This window comes from Flavobacterium sp. LPB0248, from assembly GCF_013388355.1.
Lineage (GTDB): Bacteria > Bacteroidota > Bacteroidia > Flavobacteriales > Flavobacteriaceae > Flavobacterium.
Genome location: NZ_CP058246.1, coordinates 3,368,148 through 3,390,465, shown reverse-complemented (window position 1 = coordinate 3,390,465; position 22,318 = coordinate 3,368,148). Strand labels below are relative to the sequence as shown.

Annotated in this window: 18 protein-coding genes; 10 read left to right on the top strand and 8 right to left on the bottom strand. The window is 34.1% G+C overall.

The genetic code is table 11. The features are described 5' to 3' along the window. Positions 1–8: 8 nt before the first annotated feature. Together rpsG and rpsL are read right to left on the bottom strand one after the other, a co-directional pair. Complete coding sequence (gene rpsG, locus LPB248_RS14220; protein ID WP_026727879.1) at positions 9–485, bottom strand: 30S ribosomal protein S7; 477 nt, start codon at positions 483–485, stop codon at positions 9–11. Between the two features lie 24 nt (positions 486–509). After that, positions 510–893: a 30S ribosomal protein S12 gene (gene rpsL, locus LPB248_RS14215; protein ID WP_007136570.1), complete on the bottom strand. Its 384-nt coding sequence runs from the start codon at positions 891–893 to the stop codon at positions 510–512. 167 nt (positions 894–1,060) lie between these two features. Here rpsL and LPB248_RS14210 point away from each other — a divergent pair, with 167 nt between their 5' ends. From LPB248_RS14210 to LPB248_RS14170, 9 genes are all read left to right on the top strand, one after another. After that, the gene (locus LPB248_RS14210; RefSeq protein WP_177212024.1) at positions 1,061–2,779 is read left to right on the top strand and encodes a hypothetical protein; all 1,719 of its coding nucleotides are present in this window, start codon (positions 1,061–1,063) and stop codon (positions 2,777–2,779) included. An 87-nt stretch (positions 2,780–2,866) separates the two neighbouring features. Next, positions 2,867–6,145, top strand: a complete 3,279-nt coding sequence (locus tag LPB248_RS14205) for a SusC/RagA family TonB-linked outer membrane protein (RefSeq protein WP_177212023.1) — start codon at positions 2,867–2,869, stop codon at positions 6,143–6,145. A gap of 11 nt (positions 6,146–6,156) precedes the next feature. Further along, positions 6,157–7,617 (top strand): SusD/RagB family nutrient-binding outer membrane lipoprotein, encoded by a 1,461-nt coding sequence (locus LPB248_RS14200; protein WP_177212022.1) that lies wholly within the window; start codon positions 6,157–6,159, stop codon positions 7,615–7,617. Positions 7,618–8,149: 532 nt separating this feature from the next. Then, positions 8,150–11,344, top strand: a complete 3,195-nt coding sequence (locus LPB248_RS14195; RefSeq protein ID WP_177212021.1) for a SusC/RagA family TonB-linked outer membrane protein — start codon at positions 8,150–8,152, stop codon at positions 11,342–11,344. Positions 11,345–11,360: 16 nt separating this feature from the next. Further along, positions 11,361–12,803 (top strand): SusD/RagB family nutrient-binding outer membrane lipoprotein, encoded by a 1,443-nt coding sequence (locus LPB248_RS14190; RefSeq protein WP_177212020.1) that lies wholly within the window; start codon positions 11,361–11,363, stop codon positions 12,801–12,803. A 14-nt stretch (positions 12,804–12,817) separates the two neighbouring features. Then, positions 12,818–13,576: an immunoglobulin-like domain-containing protein gene (locus LPB248_RS14185; RefSeq protein WP_177212019.1), complete on the top strand. Its 759-nt coding sequence runs from the start codon at positions 12,818–12,820 to the stop codon at positions 13,574–13,576. A 10-nt stretch (positions 13,577–13,586) separates the two neighbouring features. Beyond that, on the top strand, positions 13,587–14,084 hold the full coding sequence (locus LPB248_RS14180) for a lipid-binding protein (RefSeq protein WP_177212018.1): 498 nt from the start codon (positions 13,587–13,589) through the stop codon (positions 14,082–14,084). A gap of 87 nt (positions 14,085–14,171) precedes the next feature. Next, positions 14,172–14,906 carry a 23S rRNA (guanosine(2251)-2'-O)-methyltransferase RlmB gene (rlmB, locus tag LPB248_RS14175; RefSeq protein WP_177212017.1) on the top strand — a complete coding sequence of 245 codons (735 nt, stop codon included), beginning with the start codon at positions 14,172–14,174 and terminating at the stop codon, positions 14,904–14,906. Between the two features lie 51 nt (positions 14,907–14,957). After that, positions 14,958–15,761, top strand: a complete 804-nt coding sequence (locus LPB248_RS14170) for a DUF2490 domain-containing protein (protein ID WP_177212016.1) — start codon at positions 14,958–14,960, stop codon at positions 15,759–15,761. A 1-nt stretch (position 15,762) separates the two neighbouring features. Here the strand turns inward: LPB248_RS14170 and LPB248_RS14165 are convergent, their stop codons facing one another. Together LPB248_RS14165 and LPB248_RS14160 are read right to left on the bottom strand one after the other, a co-directional pair. After that, the gene (locus LPB248_RS14165) at positions 15,763–16,269 is read right to left on the bottom strand and encodes a hypothetical protein (RefSeq protein WP_177212015.1); all 507 of its coding nucleotides are present in this window, start codon (positions 16,267–16,269) and stop codon (positions 15,763–15,765) included. A gap of 57 nt (positions 16,270–16,326) precedes the next feature. Continuing rightward, positions 16,327–17,091 carry a rhomboid family intramembrane serine protease gene (locus LPB248_RS14160; protein WP_177212014.1) on the bottom strand — a complete coding sequence of 255 codons (765 nt, stop codon included), beginning with the start codon at positions 17,089–17,091 and terminating at the stop codon, positions 16,327–16,329. Between the two features lie 174 nt (positions 17,092–17,265). Between LPB248_RS14160 and LPB248_RS14155 the strand changes: the two genes are divergently transcribed. Then, on the top strand, positions 17,266–18,543 hold the full coding sequence (locus LPB248_RS14155) for a replication-associated recombination protein A (RefSeq protein WP_177212013.1): 1,278 nt from the start codon (positions 17,266–17,268) through the stop codon (positions 18,541–18,543). A 14-nt stretch (positions 18,544–18,557) separates the two neighbouring features. Here the strand turns inward: LPB248_RS14155 and LPB248_RS14150 are convergent, their stop codons facing one another. From LPB248_RS14150 to LPB248_RS14135, 4 genes are all read right to left on the bottom strand, one after another. Then, entirely contained in the window at positions 18,558–19,319 is a 762-nt protein-coding gene (locus tag LPB248_RS14150) for a hypothetical protein (RefSeq protein WP_255462949.1), read from the bottom strand. Continuing rightward, positions 19,319–20,005 (bottom strand): YjjG family noncanonical pyrimidine nucleotidase, encoded by a 687-nt coding sequence (locus LPB248_RS14145; RefSeq protein ID WP_177212012.1) that lies wholly within the window; start codon positions 20,003–20,005, stop codon positions 19,319–19,321. The genes LPB248_RS14150 and LPB248_RS14145 overlap by 1 nt, the downstream gene beginning before the upstream one ends. 3 nt (positions 20,006–20,008) lie before the next feature. Continuing rightward, complete coding sequence (gene radC, locus LPB248_RS14140; RefSeq protein ID WP_177212011.1) at positions 20,009–20,698, bottom strand: RadC family protein; 690 nt, start codon at positions 20,696–20,698, stop codon at positions 20,009–20,011. 134 nt (positions 20,699–20,832) lie between these two features. After that, positions 20,833–22,188 (bottom strand): UDP-N-acetylmuramate--L-alanine ligase, encoded by a 1,356-nt coding sequence (locus LPB248_RS14135; RefSeq protein WP_177212010.1) that lies wholly within the window; start codon positions 22,186–22,188, stop codon positions 20,833–20,835. Between the last annotated feature and the right edge of the window lie 130 nt (positions 22,189–22,318).

Below are 22,318 nucleotides of genomic sequence, written 5' to 3'. Positions count from 1 at the left end.
CTTACGAATTAAAATCTAAAGTGAGAGAATGCTTTATTAGCTTCTGCCATTTTGTGAGTATCCATTCTTTTCTTAACCGCAGCACCTTCTTCTTTAGCAGCAGCTAAACACTCAGAAGCTAAACGTTGTGCCATAGATTTTTCATTTCTTCTTCTAGAATAAAGTATTAACCACTTCATTGCCATAGAAATTTTTCTGTCTGGACGAATCTGCATTGGAATTTGGAATGTAGCTCCACCAACTCTACGGCTACGTACTTCTACGTGAGGCATAACGTTTGTTAAAGCATCTTTCCAGATCTCTAATGAAGTTTTCTCATCATTTTGCTTTTTAGTTTCAATGATATCAATTGCATCATAAAATACTTTAAAAGCTGTAGATTTCTTACCATCCCACATTAAGTTGTTCACAAAACGTGTAACTAATTGGTCATTAAACCTTGGATCCGGTAAAAGTGGTCTTTTCTTTGCCGCTCTTTTTCTCATGTCTTTTTCTTAAAAGTTTTTAAATTACTTTTTTGCTTCTTTTGGGCGTTTAGCACCGTACTTAGATCTTCTTTGCGTTCTTCCTGCAACACCTGACGTATCAAGAGCTCCACGAACGATATGATATCTAACACCTGGTAAATCTTTTACCCTTCCACCTCGCACTAATACTATCGAGTGCTCTTGTAGATTATGTCCTTCTCCAGGGATGTAAGCATTCACCTCATTACCATTTGTCAAACGTACACGCGCAACTTTACGCATTGCAGAGTTTGGTTTTTTTGGTGTAGTAGTGTAAACACGCGTACAAACCCCTCTTCTTTGAGGACAAGAATCTAAAGCAACCGATTTACTCTTCTTAGTGATCTGAGTTCTTCCTGTTCTTACTAATTGTTGAATTGTTGGCATAATTAATACTAAAAATTATTATGTTTATTAAATTCCCGCTTTTTACGGGGTTGCAAATGTATAAAATATTTTTCACTATACAAACGTTAAACCATTAATTTTCAATAAGATTATTTAGCCTTATGATTTTACAAACAAACAATAGATATTTGCAATATTTTTAATAAATGAAACAGCTGCCCTTGAAACACTTAATACAAATATTTCTTTTTCTATTTTTAAGCATTTCTGGTTATGGCCAAAATTTTTACCTAAAAATAAATGGAACCAACAATACCGAGGACAAAATCATCGATTCATTAAACTACAATCACCTACATCCAAATCTAAAGTCACTACTAAATGAAACAAAAAACACTACCGAAAAGCTTTCTAAAATTGGATACATCAACAGCAAAATACTAAAAACCGACAAAATAAACGACAGTTCCTATACAGCCACTATATTATTAAATAAAAAAACAAAATACATACATATATATATAGGAACAAACAATCCTCTTTTCAAAACTGAAAAAATAAAAAATGACAGTCTAATAATTCCATATACTGAAGTAGAAAACTACTTAAATCAGAAAATACTAGAGGCTGAGAAATCTGGTTTTGCACTGAGTAAGATTAAACTCGAAAATATTCAGAAAAAAGACACCATCCTTTATGCCGATTTAAGCTTTAAAACCGAAAAAAAACGTAGTGTAAATTCAATTATTCTAAATTATGGAAATCAAAATGAGAGGAACTTTTTTCCAGATAGCCATCTAAAACAACTTCGTAAAAAATATTTAAACAAAACCTTTAATCAAGAAATTACAAAAGAGCTTTATCAAGACATCAACAATTATGAATTTGTAAATCAGTTAAAATATCCAGAAATTTTATTCACAAACGACTCAACTAAAATCTATGTTTATATAGAAAAAAGGAAAGCCAATACTTTTGACGGCTACATAGGTTTTTCAAATGATGATAGTAAAAAAATACGACTTAATGGATATTTAGATATTTCATTAATAAATACGCTCCATGCAGGCGAACAGTTTTCTCTATATTGGAAAAGTGACGGCAACAAACAAACAACCTTTAATACAAAACTTGAAATTCCTTACATTTTCAAAACCGCACTAGGAATAAAAGCTCAGTTAAATATTTTCAAGCAGGACAGCACATTTCAAAACACAAAAACAGCAATCGATCTCGGCTATTATTTAAATTACAATTCTAAAATATATATTGGATACCAATCAACAGAATCAAGTGACATCCAAAACATAAACAATGCCACACTTAGTGATTTCAAAAACTCCTATATTACTGGCACTTTAGAATATAAAAAAAACAATTACTCCAACTATCTATTCCCAAGAAAATCGTATGCAAATCTATTATTTGGTTATGGAAAAAGAAGCACAAACAACTCTCCCGAAACTACAGAAACAACTAATCAATTTTACACTAACCTAAATCTTTCTTACACTTTCGAATTAAATAAAAAAAACTTTGTCTTCATCAACCCTCAAATTCTATATCTAAAAAGTGACAATTATATAACAAATGAACTTTTTAGATTTGGAGGATTAAATTCAATTCGAGGTTTCTCAGAAAATAGCTTGCAAGGAAATATTGCCAATTTATTTATTACCGAATACAGATATTTACTTACCTCAAATTTATACATACACACCATTCTTGATTACGGAATTTACCAAGATCAAACTGCAGTAAAAAATAGCAAACAATTCAACAATTTAATCAGCGCTGGTGTAGGTTTAGGACTACTAACAAAAAGCGGTTTATTGAAAGTAATAGTAGCCAATGGAAGCACAAATGAATCAGAAATAAAATTTTATAACAGTATCCTCACAATCTGTTATAATGTTAAATTTTAACTTATTACAAAAATACGTTAACAAAATATTAGGAATTTCAGTAATTTATTACGAATATTACACAACTAATCCAAAATATTTGTTAATATGAAATCAAAACTAAACAGATTCTTAGTGCTTTTATTAGCACTAATCGCGCAGCTAACCTTTGCGCAAGAAAGAACTGTTTCAGGTATTGTTACCGATGATGCAAGCATGCCTTTGCCGGGTGTGAGCGTATTAGTTAAGGGAACGAAAACTGGAACACAAACCGATTTTGATGGAAAGTATTCTATCAAAGCAACACCTAGTCAAATTTTAGTTTTTAGCTACATTGGGATGAAATCTCAAGAATTTCCAGCTAGCTCAACAAAGGTCAATGCTAAATTATCAAGCGACGCACAACAACTAGAAGGAGTTGTTGTTACAGCTTTAGGATTATCAAGAGAGAAAAAATCTTTAGGCTATGCAACTCAAGAAGTTAAAGGAGAAAATCTAGCAGCAGTTAAAAGCGACAACTTCGTAAATGCCATTTCAGGAAAAGTTTCTGGTGTACAAGTAAAAAGAACAACAAATTTTGGAGGTTCTACCAACATTGTAATTAGAGGTAACTCTTCTCTAACAGGAAACAATCAAGCTTTATTTGTTATCGATGGAGTTCCTGTAAGTAACAACAATTCAAACACAAGGGACCAGGAACAATCTGGAGCAGGTTACGACTACGGAAGTGCCGCATCAGACATTAACCCTGAAGACATTGAATCTATCAACGTTCTAAAAGGATCTGCAGCAAGTGCTCTTTATGGATCAAGAGCTGCTAACGGTGTTGTTGTTATAACAACAAAAAAAGGAAATAAAAAAGCAAAAGGATACTCTATTACTGTTAATTCAGGTGTAACAGTTGGCTCTGTTGACAAAAGCACCTTTATAAAATATCAAAAACAGTATGGTGCTGGATACGGACCTTATTATGGCCCTGACGAAGATTCCTATCTAGATCATATTGATATAAACGGAGATGGAATTCTAGACAATGTAACTCCATTAACAGAAGACGCTTCCTACGGACAAGCTTTTAACCCTAATTTATTAGTTTATCAATGGGACGCATTTTATCCTGAGTCTCCGAATTACATGAAAGCTACACCTTGGGTAGCCGCAAAAAATGGCCCTATTACTTTTTTCCAAAAACCAGTAGCTCTTACCAATTCTATTTCAATCGATAAAGGCTTAGAAAATGGCTATCTAAGATTAGGAGCCAACAACCTTGATCAAACTGGTTTATTGCCAAACAGCAGTTTAAAGAGAAATACTTTCACACTGAATGCATCAACTCTTATCAACGACAGATTAACTGTAGCCGGATATGGAAACTTTACAAAAACAAACACAATTGGTAGAAACAGCACTGGATACAATGACAACATCGCTGGTAATTTCAGACAATGGTGGCAAACCAATGTTGACATAAAAAGCTTAAGACAAGCTTATGAACTTACAGGGCGCAATGTCTCATGGAACCCAAATTCTTACACTAATCCAACTCCAATATTTTGGGATAACCCATATTTTCAGCGATATGAAAATTATGAATCTGATAGCAGAAGTAGATTTATTGGAAACGCCTCGTTAAACTATAAAATCGCAAGCTGGCTAGATGCTTTTGGCCGAATTTCTGTTGACACCTATGATGAACTACAAGAAGAAAGAAGAGCTATTGGAAGTGTACCCGTTAACTTTGGTATTGGAACCGGAGGTGGCGATGGCTCCCTTAATAGAAATCCAGCATCATCAGGTTATTCTAGAAAAAACATAGGCTTCAGTGAATACAACTATGACTTCATGTTAAACTACAACACAGACATTACAGAAAAATTAAACCTAAAAGGTGTTGTCGGAGTAAACATTAGAAGAAGCTACTACAACTCGATATTCGCAGCAACAAACGGCGGACTTGCTATTCCAAAATTATATTCTTTACAAAACACCGCAAGCCCTTTATTAGCACCTATTGAAAGAGATGAAGCTATAGGTGTAGACGGTATTTACGGAAGCGCGTCTTTTGGTTATGAGGATTATTTATTTCTTGAGGGGACAATTAGAAGAGACCACTCTTCAACTCTTCCAGAAGCAAATAGCACTTACTACTACCCTTCCGTTTCTTCAAGTTTTGTATTTTCCAAATTTGTAAAAGCAGACTGGCTATCCTTTGGAAAAGTAAGACTAAATTATGCCGAAGTTGGAAACAGTCCAGGTTTCGATAGAATTCTAGACACCTATGCAGTCAACACAGCATTTGGAGCAGCGTCGGCATCAGTAAAAGACACCAAAAACAATCCGAACCTAAAACCCGAACGCACAAAAAGTTATGAAGCAGGTTTAGAGCTTTCTTTCTTTAAAAAAAGACTAGGATTTGATTTCTCATACTACAAATCCAATTCAATTGATCAGATAATCCCATTAAGACTTACTTCCTCTACAGGATATCTATATGAATTAATTAATGCTGGAGAAATTGAAAATAAAGGAATCGAAATAACATTAAATGGTACTCCTGTAAAAACAGATACTTTTTCATGGGAGGTTAATCTTAACTTTGCCAGAAACAGAAACAAAGTTCTAAACCTTTTAGAAGGCATTGACAACCTACAATTAGGGTCTTTTCAAGGAGGCGTAACTATAAATGCAGCCGTGGGACAACCATACGGTGTAATATATGGCACAAAATACACCTACTTAAACGGACAACCAATTGTTGACCCAAGCAATGGTCAATATATAAAAACTTCAACATCTGACAATGCTATTGGAAATGCAAACCCGGATTATACAGGTGGTTTAAACAACAAATTCGTCTACAAAAACTTTTCATTTGAATTCTTAATCGATATGCAAAAAGGTGGACAAATATTTTCACTTGACCGTTACTATGGCTTAGCAACTGGTTTGCCAGATGACACTGCATTTATAAATGAATTAGGAAACCCGATTAGAAACCCATTAACTTCAGGTTCTGATAGCGGAGGTTTTATAAACCCTGGAGTAAATCCTGATGGCAAAGTAAATACCACTAGAATTGAGGCAAGCCGATTTGGAGCTCAAGGCTACAGAAGAGGTTTACCTGACGAAGCATTTGTATATGATGCTAGCTACATCAAACTAAGACAAGCAGCAATTACATATTCTTTGCCGGAAAAAATATTAAAAAACACATTCATGAATGGAATGACTTTTAGTATCGTTGGAACAAATCTTTGGATTATACACAAAAACTTACCAGATGCAGATCCTGAATCAGGATTAGGAGCTGGTAACTTACAAGGTTACTCAACTGGATCCTTACCATCTACAAGAGATGTTAGTTTCAACATTAAAATTCAATTTTAAATCAAGAAATCATGAAAAAAATATTTATAATCATACTCACCGCGGTAACATTCTCGTCCTGCTCTGATGATATAGAAAAATTAAATGTGAACGTAAAAGATCCATCTAATGTGCCAGGAGAAGCTTTATTTACAAGTGCTCAAAAAAGCTTGGTAGATCAAATGACAAATACAAATGTCAACAATAATATCATTAGATTAATTAACCAATATTTTACAGAAACAGTTTATACAGACGAAAGCAACTATGACTTAGTTACGAGAACGATCCCAGAACAACACTGGCAATTTTTATACAAAGATGTATTAAAAGACTTGGATCAAAGTGCAAAAAACATTACCAATACCCCACTGGGCTTAACAGAAAACCCTTTAGACAAACAAAACAAACTTGCAATTATAGAAGTTTTAAATGTTTACACTTACGCAGTATTAGTTGAAACATTCGGAAATATTCCATATTCACAAGCCATAAATCTTAACTACAAAACACCAAAGTATGATGATGGCTTAACAATTTACAAAGATTTAATTAGCCGATTAAACAAAGCAATAGCCAAACTAAACACTGGCGGTAAGAGCTTCGGGGATAACGACCGGATCTATGGCGGAGATATACCAAAATGGATTAAGTTCGCAAACACCTTAAAACTCCGAATGGGTATAACAATCTCTGATATTCCAGCCGAAAGTGCATTGGCTCAAGCAACTGTATCGAGCGCCGCCCCATTTGTATTCACATCAAATCTTGATAACGCAGATTTAAAGTATCTAACGGCCACACCAAATACTAATCCGTTATATGTAGATCTTGTCGCCAGTGGCCGTTCTGACTTCGTCCCAACTAGTACTATAATAGACAAAATGAACCTTTTGAATGATCCAAGACGTTCAAAATATTTTGACAATAATATGGACGATCCATCTACTCCAGAAATCGAATACATTGGAGGTGAAAATGGAGCAAGTAATTCATTTGCACAAAAAACCCACATTACACCAACAATTCAAGTACCAGACTTTCCCGGAACAATCTTAGACTATGCTGAAGCTGAATTTCTATTGGCAGAAGCAGCCGAAAGATCTTTATACGGAACACCATCAGATGCAGAAGCGCATTATAATGCGGCAATAACTGCTTCCATATTAGACTGGGGAGGAACAGAAGCTGACGCTACAACATACTTAGCAAATCCAGATGTTGCATACACAACCGCCACAGGAACATGGAAACAAAAAATAGGAACGCAAAGCTGGATTGCCTTTTATAACAATGCATTTGAGGGTTGGTCATTTTACAGAAGGTTAGATTTTCCTGTTTTAGTAGCACCACCTGATGCCGTTTCTGGCATACCAATGCGCTATACTTATCCAATTATCGAACAATCTCTCAACAAAGCCAGCTATACAGAAGCAAGCGCTGCAATTGGTGGCGATGCAGTAGAAACTAAACTGTTTTGGGATAAATACTAATTTACAACATTGCGATAAACAGAAAGCGGTTACAGAATATTTGTAACCGCTTTTTATTTTTAGAAATCAATAACTTTAATTTTACATTTAACTTACTTAGCAGAATCTTAAAATAATTAAAAACACTAAATTTTCACTCCTTTTAACTAACAGAAAACTTTGCTTAATTTTCATGAGCAACATCATAACATAAATACTTTATACAGCTATTAACACTGGCTATTAAAGATTCATGACCATTTTAACAAAATTTAGCACTTCAAGTAACATTTTTTTTTAAGAGAAAAGTTATAAAAAAAACAATTAAACACCCTTCATCTATAAATTTAACATTTAGTCGATTGATAAAATTTTTAATTATCCTCAAATTTAACACTAAAAATTGCGGATTTGTAATTTTAAGAAGGTTTTAATCTATAAAAATACAAAATCATACCCTAAATTTATTATTTAACTAAAAAAAAAGCTTTTTAAATTAGGTAGATTAACAAATTATTAAGATTTTTGTCGGACTAATTCAAAATATTTAAAAATGAAACTAAAGTTCAATGGATTCTTAGTGCTTTTACTAGTACTAGTTGCGCAACTTTCTTTTGCGCAAGAAAGAGCTGTTTCTGGAACAGTTTCTGACAATGCAGGGATGCCTTTACCAGGTGTTAGTGTATTAGTTAAAGGAACTAAAACGGGAACACAAACTGACTTTGATGGTAAATTTTCGATCAAAGTATCACCAAGCCAAGTTTTGGTATTTAGCTACATTGGAATGAAAACTCAAGAAGTAGCTGCAACATCTGCAACTGTTAATGTAAAACTAGCAGATGCTGGTGCACAAGAACTAGAAGGTGTTGTTGTAACTGCCTTTGGTATTAAGAGAGAGAAAAAATCTCTTGGTTATGCAACAACAACTTTAAAAGCAGATGCACTTACACAAGTAGTTAATGCTAACCCATTCGAAACACTTTCTGGTAAAATTGCTGGGGTTGACATCACTTCTCCATCACAACCAGGAGCTGCTACTAAAGTCGTTATCCGTGGATTGAATACAATTACAGGAAATAATGGCCCTCTTTATGTAATTGACGGAACACCAATTAACAATACTGCAACCGGTACAGGAAATAACGGAGTAGGAACTTCTACTAGATCATATGATGCTGGAAACGGTATTAGTGACCTTGACCCTAACAACATTGAAAGCATGACTGTTCTTAAAGGTGCTGCTGCTTCGGCGTTATACGGATCAAGAGCAGGAGGTGGTGTTATCATCATCACAACTAAAAAAGGTAAAGCAAACTCAGGAATTAAAGTTGACATGTTAGCTTCTACTGAGTTAAGTGAAGTAGCTAGAGTTCCACATAACCAAACTCAATTTGGGCAAGGCTGGAATGGAGTAAGCTACTCAGGATCTAACTCTTACAGTAATGAAAACGGTTCTTGGGGACCAGCATTTAACGGAGAAATTAGACCATGGGGATCTGTTTATAATAACAGTCAACAAATCAAGCCTTATGTAGCTTTAAAAGACAATGTTAGAGATTTCTATAACACAGGGTTTATGGCTACACAATCTGTAAACTTAAGCGGTGGTGGAGACACATCAGATTTCTCATTAGTATTTTCTAATGTAAACAGTGATGGAGTTGTACCTACAGATGTTGATGGTTACAAAAAACAATCTATTGGTTTCAACGGAGGATTAAAAGGTAAAAGATTTACTTTAAGAACTTCGATAAACTATATCTACAAAAACCAGAGTGTTGTTAACACTGGTCAAGGTGATTCTGCGGGACAAGGTTCAACATTACAACAAGATTTATTACAAATTCCTACAGACATAAGCATCGTAGATTTGAGAGATTACAAAAACAATCCTTTCAACTCTCCTTCTTACTACTTTACTCCTTACGCTACAAATCCATACTTCTCAATCAATGAGAACAGTACAAAAATTTACGGTGGTAACATTTTTGGAAATGCAAACTTAAGCTACAAAATAACAGATAAATTAACAGCTACATGGCAAGTTGGAGGTAACGTTAGAAGTGAAAGACTTAAAAGCTACGGAGCTATTGTAGATTATTTACCAGGAAGCCCTCAAGATATTGCTGGAACCTTAACAGTAGGAGGAGTTACTGAATCAAGATCTGAATTCTCTGAATTTGATACATTCTTTAACCTTAACTACAACACTAATTTAGGTGACGACTGGACTTTAAATCTTTTAGGAGGTGTTAACTTCAACAAAAGAGAGTCTGATCAATTAATCAATACGATTACTAACTTAGGTATCCCTGGATACTACGAACTTTCTAACTCTGCTGTTAGACCAACTATCACTCAATCTAATAGTGTTAGAAAAACTGGAGCAGTTTATGCTTCTGCAGAATTTGCTTTCAAAAACAGATATTTTGCAACAATTACAGGTAGAGAAGATATTACTTCTACATTGCCAATTGGAAACAATGCATACTTCTACCCATCGTTATCTTTAGGTGCAATTGTAATCGACAGCGGAGATACTTTCTTAAAATTAAGAGCTGCTGCTTCTAAAATTGCAAATGACACTGCCCCTTATGCTACTGCAAACTCATATATTCCTGGAAGTGCTGCAGCTAATTTTGGTATTATTGCATCTCCAATTGGAGGAGTTAGTTTTTACGAGTCTAACGGAAGACTTGGAAATCCAGATTTAAAACCAGAAACTACTGTTGAATATGAAGTTGGTGCTGAAGGATCATTCTTGAAAAACAGAATTAGTTATGACGTGGCTTTATACCACAAAACAACATCTGATTTAATTGTTAATTTACCTTTAGATCCATCTACTGGTTACACACAAAAAACAATTAATGCTGCTACTATCCAAAATAAAGGTATTGAGCTTTCTATTACTGCAAGCCCAATTAAAAACCAAAACTTTAGCTGGAATTTAACTTACACATTCACTAAAAACTGGAATGAGGTAACTGAATTAAACGGTGGACTTCCTTACATTGATATAACATCTGCTTATGGTGTATTCTACAGAGCAACAGTAGGGCAACCAATTGGTTCATACTATTCACTAGTTCCAAAAACTAATGCTGCTGGCCAACCAATTGTTAGTGCTACAAACGGTATTAATGTAGTTAGTACAGAAGCTCAAAACGTTGGAAATTCTCAACGTGATTTCGTTATGGGATTACAAAATACTTTCAAATACAAAAACTTCAATTTAGGTGTATCTTTAGATTGGAAACAAGGAGGAGAAATGTATTCTTACACGAAAAGATTGGCTCATTTCGTAGGAAATGGTATCGAAACTACTTACAACGATAGAAACCCATTCATCGTACCAAACTCTGTAAATGAAGTTGTTGCCCCTGATGGTTCTGTAACTTATAAAGAAAATACAACTCCAGTTTCTTTTGCTAATATAAGTAACTACTACAATACACAAACTAACATTGGATACGAAAAAAATCACGTAATCGACAAAACATTTGTACGTTTAAGAGAGGTAAATTTAAACTACGACTTCCCTTCTGCACTTAGTAAAAACATGGGATTAAACAAAATCACATTAGGAATCTACGCAAGAAACTTGTTCATGTGGACTCCTGGCGATAATCCATATGTTGATCCTGAGGTAGGAACTTACGGAACTGGTGTACTTTCAGATTTAGGAGAATTTGGAGCTAACCCATCACAAAGATCAGTAGGTGGAGTTTTAAAATTATCATTCTAAAAAAAAATATAGTAAAATGAAAAAGATAGCAACAATAATAACAGCTCTTTTCTTATTGGTGTCATGTGATGAAACATTTGACATTAATAGAGATCCGGATTTATTACCTCCGGGGCAAGCAAATAGCACCATTTTCCCTGCGGGAATCGCAGGTCTTGCAGGTGCACAAGGATCATACTACGCTCTAATTGGCGGATTTTGGTCTCAATTTTGGACACAAAACAATACCTCTAATCAATACAAAGATATTGACCAGTACAGTATTGGAACTAATGATTATCAACTAGCATATACTGCTATGTATGATGCGCTAAATGATATTAGAACTGTAAAGCAACAAGCAGCTGAGCAAGGAAATACAAAATATTTCTTAATGGCTACTATATTAGAAGTTGAAGCTTCACAAGTTTTAACAGACTTATACGATGCAATTCCTTATACAGAAGCTAATAATCCAAGCTTTCTATATCCTAAATTTAACACAGGTAAAGAAACATACAATTTAATGATTGCTGATTTAAAATTAGCTTTATCAAAAGATTTAGATGCTTCTGTTGGTGATAATCCAGGTAAAGATGATTTCATTTTTGGAGGAAACATGACAAAATGGACTAAATTTGGTAATACATTATTATTAAAATTATATACTAGATTAACAGAAGCAGATCCTACATTAGCTCAAACAGGCATTACATCGTTAATTAATTCAGGAGCTGAATTTTTGGATGTTGATGCTGCAATGACTCAATTTGAAGATGCTGCAGATAGAAGTAATCCATTATATGAGACAGACAGAAGACAATTAAATACCACAAATAATCTTAGAGCTAGTAAAACACTTTATTCATATTTGCAAGAAAATGCAGATCCTCGTAAAGACCAATACTACGGACCAGGAAATCCTAATAACCAAGGAGACTTCTTAAACAATGCGACTGATCTTTCTTTGGTTACATTAAAACCAACTACTCCTTTCTATTTTATTAGTGCAGAAGAGAGCTACTTCTTACAAGCGGAGGCTCTTGTAAGATATTATGGCGGAACTGGAGCTCAAGCTAAATATGATTTAGGAGTTGCTGCAAACTTTACTAAATATTTCGGTGCTACTGGCGCTGCGACTGCTGCACCTTTTACCGCTGCTGGAGGAAAATATGCTTTCCCAGCGACTGGAGTAGCAACTCAAATTGAAGCTATTATCACTCAAAAATGGATAGCAAGCTTCCCAGGAAACGGATACGAGTCATTTATGGAGCAAAACAGAACAGGATATCCAAAAGTATCTGCTGTGCCTCAAAGTAGTGAATCATATATTCCAGGACAATTTGCAATTTCAGTAAACAGTCAGACTGGAGATTTATTCCCAAAAAGAATTGTTTTACCTAATAACGTAAAAACAAGAAACCCAAATGCACCTGCGTTAAAGAAAATCACAGATCCAGTTTGGTGGGATGTTAACTAATTAAAATTAAACAAATGAAAAATATATTCATAAAACTGATGACAGTAGTAGTTGGTGGTTTGCTACTTACTTCTTGCGATGCTGATTCAAGCGCAAACGTGTCTAGGGTTACAAATTACCCTGTATTTGAACTTAATGGCGATAGTACAGAATTTGTTGAACTAGGTTCGACATATAATGAGCCAGGAGCTACTGTTACTGAAAACGGCCAAAATATCCCTTTTACTATAAGTTTTGCTGGAAAATACAGAGGCGCTAAGACTCTTGACACCAGTAAAATTGACGAGTACACCGAAACTTACAGCGCTACAAACGCAGATGGTTTTCCAGGTAATAGTACAAGAAAAGTAATTGTATACAAAACTGGAGATCTTGTTAACAGTATTGAAGGTGTCTATATTGCGACAACAACAAGAAATGGGCAACTAATGGCTGCGTCTCAAGGAAGTTCAGAAAATGTTAAATACATTTATATCTGGAAAAACGCTGATGGATCTTTCCAAGTATCTGATGCTTTTGGAGGATGGTACGATATTTCAAGAAAAATTGGTGTAACTTCTGCTGCTGTAGGAGGAACAATTACAGGTAATATTTCTACTAATACATTTACTTTTCCTGGAATTCCAGTATGTGATTATTTTGGAGGAGATGCAGTTATATCAGGCTTAACTGTTGATCCTGCTACAAAAACACTTGTACTAACAACTGATTGGGCTGCCGATCCAAAAACAAATTATAAGTTTGTTGCAACATTAACTCAAGTACAACTTTAAAATTATTACAATGAAAAAATTAAAATTAAATATAACACGCGTACTTGTAGCAATGCTTGTACTAACGTCATTTGTAGCTTGTGACGAAGTTGGAGATACTGATCCAGGAGGAACTTCTGTTGAATCAATGGCAGGAGACTGGTACATTACATTAACTGATTCTGAGGGACATGTAGTAGTTGAACATGCATTACACTCAACTTATAATACTGCAGCAAACGATAACACTATGTGGATCGATGATGCTAAAAAAGGGTATTGGATTAAATGTAAAGTAAATGTTGATCCTAAAACTGGAACATTTAGCGCTACAACATCTGACAATTTACTAGATGGTTCTAAAGTAACAATTACTGAAGGAAAAATCGAAAAAGGAGCAGGTGTTTCTAAAGGCGGTCACAAAGTAGACAAAATCTCATTCAGAGCTCATTTTGATTATGATAAAGCTGGATATGATATCCTTTACGAAGGTCACAAAAGAACTGGTTTCTACGAAGACGAATACTAGGATTTTAATTCAAGTAGTCTAAATATTAAACCATCCCATTAATTTGGGGTGGTTTTTTTATATAAACATATTACCTATATTTGCCTAATGGAAAAAGAACATCAAATATTTGGCATTAGAGCCATAATAGAAGCAATTCAAGCAGGAAAAGAAGTGGACAAAGTTTTCATACAGAAAGAGATTTCTAGTGAGCTTATGAAAGATTTAATGAAGGTAATGAAACGTGCGAACGTTAACTTCTCTTATGTCCCTGTAGAAAAACTGAATCGGCTTACTCCAAACAATCACCAAGGTGCTGTAGCTACCATCTCTCCTATTGGCTTTATCGATTTAGAACATTTAGTTGAATCTACAATGGAGTCAGGCAAAAGCCCCCTTTTTCTTATTTTGGATCAAATATCAGATGCTAGAAATTTTGGTGCTATTATTAGAACGGCAGAATGTACTGGTGTGAACGGAATCATTATACAAAAAGCAGGCTCTGCCCCAGTAAATGGCGATACAGTTAAGACTTCTGCTGGAGCTGTTTTTAATGTGCCTATTTGCAAAGTTGAACACATCAAAGATGCTATCTTTTATCTGCAAGGTTCTGGAATAAAAACGGTTGCCGCGACCGAAAAAACAGATCAAACCATATATGATGTATCACTTTCAGAACCATTAGCCATTATTATGGGGTCCGAAGATCGCGGAATAAATCCTTCCGTTTTAAAAATAGTTGATGAAAAAGCAAAACTGCCAATGTTTGGATCAATCGGATCTTTAAATGTGTCTGTTGCCTGCGGTGCTTTCCTATATGAAGCTGTTCGACAAAGAACCTAAAATACATTGAGAAATTAAGATGCGAATGAAATAATTAAATACCTTTAATTAATGCTTTCAAAATCTAATTCAAAATCAAAAGCTATAATATTCCGATGTCTGTTTGTTATCTTATTTATTACAAACAGCTTCGGACAAAGTACTACGTATAATCAGTTCTGGAATGAAATTCAGTTCAACCAAACTTTAAGTAAAAAGTGGGCAACTGAAATAGATTTTGCGACTGCTTACAGTAGTACCGAATCATCACCAAACTTACTCGAAAATACTATACAGAGATCGATTAGAGGCTGGGGCCATTATTACTTTTCGCCAAGATGGAAATTCTCTGCTTTTATAGCATATTTCAACAATAGAGATGTTCCCGAAATAGGTCAATTTGAGTCTCCCGAAACACGATTTGCTCTTCAAGGAATTTACTATTTTCATAAAACTGGATATACTTTAAGTACAAGAATGCGTACTGAATTCCGGCATATGAAAAATAAAGATGATGATTATGAAAATGTTTTTAGATATCGTCAACAAATTAAGTATATACAACCTATCAATAGTAAGATATTAAGAGGCGGTGTTGTATATGCAATTGCTTCAGACGAGGTTTATTTTAAATCTGGAGCAAATGTTACGGGCGAAAGTTTCTTTGATAGGAATCGATTCAATATTGGAGCCGGTTATTTGTTTTCAGATGACTTTCAAGTAGAATTAACTTATTGCAACGAATATCTTCCACGAAACAGTGGAAATCAAACAACCAATGCTGCGTCACTTACCGTAACTTTCAACAATCTCCTTCGAAACCTTCAAAAGAAAATAAAAGACAAAAAACATCCTGAAATAAAGGATGAAGAATAATTTAATTTTCGTCTTTTTTTAAAAAACACTTAAGCTGTTCGACAATAGCATTTTTATGGAGCTTAAAATTATAGCTTCTAACAAATTCAGTGCCCTGCATATTGATTTCTGCACTAACAGCTTCGTAATTAGAAAATGCATCAAGATCTTTATCATCAATCAAATAAAGAACTTGCATTATAGAATCGTTGCGTCGATATTGTGTATCGTAATGCGCCAAAGTGTAGGTTTTGTTATCGGCAAGATGCATTACTAGATCTTCCTTTATCTTTTTCCCTACTTTCTTCTCGGGAAATGGCGTAGGCTGCAATGCAACAAAATAATGCTCTTTGTCGGTAACAATATTAATTTTTAATGATTTTGATTTCGTAGTATAAAATACGGCAGGCTCAAAAAAGTATATCATACTGCCGTCCGCCTGTACCCTATTTTTTATTTCACATTGAGCAATACTTTTTGCATTAAATACAAAACACAAGAACAAAACTAAAAAACTGATTTTCTTCATAATGCCCAAAAATTAGAATGTTACCTAACAAATTTAATCTTTTTATCTTAAAGAAAATTACTGAGTGACATCTTCTTCAGGAGCTTCTTTTTTGGTCACAATGTAATTTACTGGATGACTAGACAAAAAATATCCCAAATCTTCCTCTTCTTCATTCGAAAAAACGACAAAATTTCCATTTTCGTCAAAATGCTTCATAAAGGGATCGCTGTTGGGATCAAAATCGGGACGTTGCCAATCGTACACAATTGGCTTTGCATATTCGGGCGCTTTATAGAATAAGCTCAAAACAAAACCTGTAATAAGTCCAGCCAAATGTCCTTCCCAAGAAATAGATTGATCAACATCTGGAAAAACATACCATATCATTCCACCATAAAGTAAAATAACTGTCAATGAAAGAGCTACTAATCTATAATATTTAGTTTGAATTCCTTTAAAAAAAATAAAGCTAACCAAAACATAAATCAACCCACTCGCACCGATATGGAAATTTTCTCTTCCAACAATCCAAGTAATTAATCCTGAAAATAAAATTCCATATCCAATGACACCCAAAGTCTGTTTCGGATAAAAGAACTGCATAGCAGCCAATAGTATTAACAGTGGAATACTATTATTATATAAATGATCTAAATTTTCATGAATAAATGGGCTAAACAAGACACCTCGCAAACCAACTAAGTCTCTTGGATAAATTCCGTATCGATAAAAATCAAAATCAAATCGGATTTGAAGCCAATATACGACCCATAAAAAAAGGACAAAAAATAATGGGAGTCCAATAACCGAATTTGAAAACTTAAAATTAGTATCACTCATATCTTTACAAAATAACTTTTAGAAGAACTCAAAAAACTATCCAAAAAAATTTTACTGATATTTTGTCATACCAAGTTAAGAAAATGTCTCAAATCATAACAATCCTTATCTCTTCAAACTGTTTTAACTTTTGAATGAACGATATTTAAATCTTAAAATATTATTTTTGTAATTATGGAAGCACCTTTAGCAGAGCGTATTCGTCCGCAGAAATTAGAAGATTATATAAGCCAAGAGCATTTGGTTGGGCCAACTGGTTCGTTAACACAGCAGATCTCAAAAGGAATAATTCCTTCATTGATTTTCTGGGGACCTCCTGGCACGGGAAAAACAACTTTAGCCCAAATTATTGCTCAAGAATCAAAAAGACCTTTTTATATTCTGAGTGCAATAAATTCTGGTGTAAAAGACATTCGTGATGTTATTGATAAAGCCAAACAAAGCGGTGGGCTTTTTACTGCTAAAAACCCAATTCTGTTTATAGATGAGATTCATCGATTTAGTAAGTCGCAACAAGATTCACTTTTAGCTGCGGTTGAAAAAGGGTGGATAACTTTGGTTGGTGCCACAACCGAAAACCCAAGTTTTGAAGTGATTCCTGCATTATTGTCACGTTGCCAGGTCTATATACTAAATGCATTTACAAAAGCCGATTTAGAAGCTCTTTTAGAACGTGCAATGAAAACTGACAACTACTTATTAACAAAAAAAATAAATTTAAAAGAAACAGAAGCTTTAATACGCATTTCAGGCGGTGATGGCAGAAAACTTCTAAATGTATTTGAACTTGTTATTAACGCTTCCGCAGGTGACGAAATTACAATTACAAACGATCGCGTTTTAAAACTTGTACAACAAAACACTGTTCTGTATGACAAAACTGGTGAGCAGCATTACGATATTGTTTCTGCATTTATCAAATCTATTCGTGGCAGCGATCCAAACGGAGCTGTTTATTGGTTGGCAAGAATGATTGAAGGCGGTGAAGATGTAAAATTCATTGCTAGAAGAATGCTGATTCTTGCAAGCGAAGACATTGGCAATGCCAATCCAACTGCACTTATAATGGCCAATAATACTTTTCAAGCCGTTACCACTATTGGATACCCGGAAAGTCGCATTATATTAAGCCAATGCGCAATCTATCTAGCGACTTCGCCAAAAAGCAATGCGTCTTATATGGCCATTGGCACTGCACAACAATTAGTAAAGCAAACTGGCGATTTGCCTGTTCCGCTCCATTTGCGAAATGCTCCTACTAAATTAATGAAAGAACTGGGATATGGAGATGAATACAAATACTCGCATGATTATGCAAATAATTTTGCTGAACAAGAGTTTTTACCAGATGCCATAAAAAAAACGGTTCTTTACAATCCTGGAAACAATTCTAGAGAGAACAGTACCCGCGAATTTTTAAAGAACCGTTGGAAAGATAAATACGGTTATTAAACCCTATTTTATATTTAGAATTTAACTACAATTTTTTCTGAAACTAATTTATCATTCTGATAAGATTCAAAATACCATTGTCCGTCTTCTTTTAAGATTAAAGAGCCCTGAACATTATCTTTGTTCGCAATGTAAACATTTGGTTGCGAAGTTTTGAAAAGCTTCATTACCACTTTTGGAGTTTTATCGATCAATTGATAACCTGATTCTGTTGGCTGAGCATACAATAAATTTGGATCTTTCAAATCTGGCGAAGATGCGGCAACAATCTGTGTCGCTGCAACCGTAGTAACTGCCGTTGCTGCAACAGTTTTTGCAGAAGCTGGTGTTTTTGAAGTTGCAACTGGATTACCGCTATATTTATAATGTAAAGCAGTAACTGACTTAAAAGCATTATCCAATGCTTCTTTATAAGCCACTTCATAGTCCTTTTCTTTACTTCTTCCTACTTCTGAAGTATAAACAACCTGACCAAAACAATCTTTGAAGTTTACTATAAGCTTAGTTACCAAGAAAGCATTATCTTTTACAACATCAATATACAAAACCTGACAACGATCTGTATAACCATCAGGAAGCTGCTCATTTGAATAAAAAGCTTCAAAACCCGCTTTAGTCAAATTTTGTTTACTCAAAGTTGCCAAACGATATTGATTATCAGTCTTCATAAACTCATATTTCAAAGGAATAATTACAGCTTTGTAATCATTGACAGACTGCGCAAATCCAACAACTGAACATAAAATTGCAGCAAGTAAAAATTTAATTCTCATCATTATAAATATTTTTTTAGTTCTAATAAATGGTTAATTTGTTTATATTCTTCCGAAACTTCGAGTTTTTTTTCATTGAAGAAAATAGCATCCAAACCAGCGTTCAAAGCTCCGTTTACATCTGCTTCAAAATCGTCGCCGATCATAATACTGTTTTCTTTTGAAGTTTTTGCCAAATTTAATGCATAATCAAATATAATACTATTTGGCTTTTTAACACCCGCTAATTCCGAATTTGTAATCGTACTGAAATAACCTCCAAGCGAAGCATTATTAATTTTCTTTTCCTGTACTTGAGCAAATCCGTTTGTAATAATATGAAGTTTATATTTTGGCTTTAAATACTCCAAAACTTCGATCGCACCATCAAAGAGATAATTATTATCGGTAAGGAACTCAATGTAATCATTGGCAATTTCAAGAATATTTTCTTCTGAAATACTATAATTTAAAGCATCAAAAGAATACTTCAAACGATTAAACCGTAATTCCTGATGTGTAATTTTATCATTCTGATACAATCTCCAGCATTCTTGATTGATCGGAATATATTCTTTAATAAAATCCTGAGTAGCGATTTCTTGATATTTGCTTTTAAAAATACGATCAAATGCCATTTCTGAGTTTTTATCAAAATCCCAAAGCGTATGATCTAAATCAAAAAAGATGTCGGTAATATTGGTGTTCATGTATTAAAAAATTCCTTCATCTACAAAACTATAATATTTTGATTCAGTAATAATAACATGATCTAAAACTTTAACATCTAATATTTCTCCCGCAGTTTTAATTTTCTTTGTAATTTGTTTATCAGCAGTACTTGGATTTAAACTACCCGAAGGGTGATTATGACACAAAATCAAGGCTGTAGCTCCATTTTCTAGTGCTAATTTAAAAACTAATCGTGTATCAACCACAGTACCAGCAATACCTCCTTTACTTAATTGAGATTTAGAAATCACTTTATTTGAATTATTAAGAAAAAGTACCCAAAACTCTTCATGCGGAAGTTCTCCAATAATGGGTTGCATAATATCAAAAACAGCTTTACTTGAAGTTATTTTTTTTAATTTTAAAACATCTTCTATTCTTTGCCTCCTACCCAACTCTAAAGCCGATACAATCGAAACAGCTTTTGCTTCGCCTATACCTTTAAATTGCATTAACTGAGAAATCGTCATTTTTCCCAAGGCAGTTAGATTTTTAGTTGCTGCCAAAATTCGCTTACTTAAAGCAACGGCAGATTCATTACGACTTCCTGAACCAATTAAAATCGCCAATAATTCGGCGTCACTTAAAGCATCTTTTCCTTTGAGAATTAATTTTTCGCGAGGTTTGTCATCATCTGACCAATTTTTTATAGCAAAATGCCCACCTTCCATACTTATAATTTTAAGATGCGAAGATATTTAAAAAAGAAGAAAAATCTTTCAAAATTACATATTGATTATTTACAATAATTTAAAAAAAAGCCGACTGCATACACAGTCGGCAACTTATCTCATTGACTAATTTTCTAATTAATCAACCCTTTTACCTCATCAAAATTCAAACCTCCGTAGTTTCCTGAACTCATTAATAAAAGTGCAGAATTATCTAAATTTAAATTGAATAAATATTCTTTAAATTCAGCCGGATTGGTATAAATAATTAAATCTTTTCTATTGAATGCAGTCGCTATTTGTTCATAAGTCACTTCCTCCAATTGCTTAATTTTCACAGCATCTGGCGAATAGAAAACAACCGCAACATCAGCATATTCTAAAGCACCTTCGTATTCTTTTAAAAACTCAGCATTTAGACTACTATAAGTATGCAATTCTAAACAGGCCACCAAAGTTCTGTTCGGATATTGTTCTTTCACAGCTTTTGTTGTTGCAGCTACTTTACTTGGTGAATGCGCAAAATCCTTGTAAGCTACTTTTCCTTTTCCCTCCGCAATTTTTTCTAAACGTTTAGATGCACCTTTAAAACTTGCAATTGCCTCGTAGAAATCTTCTTCATCAACACCCATATTTTGGCAGATCCATTTCGCACCTGCAAGATTATTTAAGTTGTGCGCCCCAAAAACTTCAATTGGCATATCGCCTTCTGGAGTTTTTAATAAGGTTACTCCATCGCTTACAGAATATTCTGGAGTTGAATAAGCAATTTTTCTAATCGGATTTGTTGCTGCTTCAGAAACGCGTTTTACTTCAGGGTCATTTTCGTTGTAAACCAAAATTCCGCCGTTAGTAATTTTCTCGATAAAAATCTCAAACTGCTCCACATAGTTTTCATAAGTAGGAAAAACATTGATATGATCCCAAGCAATTCCAGAAATTAAAGCAATATTTGGCTGGTATAAATGAAATTTCGGACGTCTGTCAATTGGTGAAGATAAATACTCATCTCCTTCCAAAACCATAAAATCATTTTCTTCGGTCAGATGCACCATAGTATCAAAACCTTCCAACTGCGCACCAACCATATAATCAACGGCAATATTATGATAATGCATTACATGAAGAATCATCGAGGTAATTGTTGTTTTCCCGTGAGAACCACCAATTACAACACGCGTTTTATTTTTAGATTGCTCGTATAAAAATTCAGGATAAGAGTAGATTTTTAATCCTAATTCTTGCGCTTTTAACAATTCAGGATTATCTGCTTTGGCGTGCATTCCTAAAATAATCGCATCAATATCCGAAGTGATTTTTTCTGGAAACCAACCCATTTCTGCAGGAAGAATTCCTTTTTTCTCTAATCTTGATTTTGAAGGTTCAAAAATAGCATCGTCACTTCCTGTAACTTGATATCCTTTATTATGTAATGCTAATGCTAGATTGTGCATTGCGCTTCCGCCAATTGCGATGAAATGTGTTTTCATTTAAAATGTTTAATCGTTAAACTGTTTAATCGGTTAATCGAAATAGGAAATAACTAATAAAACGGTGTAATTATTTTTCAAAAATAAGGAAATATAGAATGCTCTATTTGGTTTTAAAAATAAATTATTA

Coding starts and splice junctions, on each gene's coding strand:
- rpsG (WP_026727879.1), bottom strand. CDS start 485: ATGAGAAAAAGAGCGGCAAAGAAAAGACCACTTTTACCGGATCCAAGG.
- rpsL (WP_007136570.1), bottom strand. CDS start 893: ATGCCAACAATTCAACAATTAGTAAGAACAGGAAGAACTCAGATCACT.
- LPB248_RS14210 (WP_177212024.1), top strand. CDS start 1,061: ATGAAACAGCTGCCCTTGAAACACTTAATACAAATATTTCTTTTTCTA.
- LPB248_RS14205 (WP_177212023.1), top strand. CDS start 2,867: ATGAAATCAAAACTAAACAGATTCTTAGTGCTTTTATTAGCACTAATC.
- LPB248_RS14200 (WP_177212022.1), top strand. CDS start 6,157: ATGAAAAAAATATTTATAATCATACTCACCGCGGTAACATTCTCGTCC.
- LPB248_RS14195 (WP_177212021.1), top strand. CDS start 8,150: ATGAAACTAAAGTTCAATGGATTCTTAGTGCTTTTACTAGTACTAGTT.
- LPB248_RS14190 (WP_177212020.1), top strand. CDS start 11,361: ATGAAAAAGATAGCAACAATAATAACAGCTCTTTTCTTATTGGTGTCA.
- LPB248_RS14185 (WP_177212019.1), top strand. CDS start 12,818: ATGAAAAATATATTCATAAAACTGATGACAGTAGTAGTTGGTGGTTTG.
- LPB248_RS14180 (WP_177212018.1), top strand. CDS start 13,587: ATGAAAAAATTAAAATTAAATATAACACGCGTACTTGTAGCAATGCTT.
- rlmB (WP_177212017.1), top strand. CDS start 14,172: ATGGAAAAAGAACATCAAATATTTGGCATTAGAGCCATAATAGAAGCA.
- LPB248_RS14170 (WP_177212016.1), top strand. CDS start 14,958: ATGCTTTCAAAATCTAATTCAAAATCAAAAGCTATAATATTCCGATGT.
- LPB248_RS14165 (WP_177212015.1), bottom strand. CDS start 16,269: ATGAAGAAAATCAGTTTTTTAGTTTTGTTCTTGTGTTTTGTATTTAAT.
- LPB248_RS14160 (WP_177212014.1), bottom strand. CDS start 17,091: ATGAGTGATACTAATTTTAAGTTTTCAAATTCGGTTATTGGACTCCCA.
- LPB248_RS14155 (WP_177212013.1), top strand. CDS start 17,266: ATGGAAGCACCTTTAGCAGAGCGTATTCGTCCGCAGAAATTAGAAGAT.
- LPB248_RS14150 (WP_255462949.1), bottom strand. CDS start 19,319: ATGATGAGAATTAAATTTTTACTTGCTGCAATTTTATGTTCAGTTGTT.
- LPB248_RS14145 (WP_177212012.1), bottom strand. CDS start 20,005: ATGAACACCAATATTACCGACATCTTTTTTGATTTAGATCATACGCTT.
- radC (WP_177212011.1), bottom strand. CDS start 20,698: ATGGAAGGTGGGCATTTTGCTATAAAAAATTGGTCAGATGATGACAAA.
- LPB248_RS14135 (WP_177212010.1), bottom strand. CDS start 22,188: ATGAAAACACATTTCATCGCAATTGGCGGAAGCGCAATGCACAATCTA.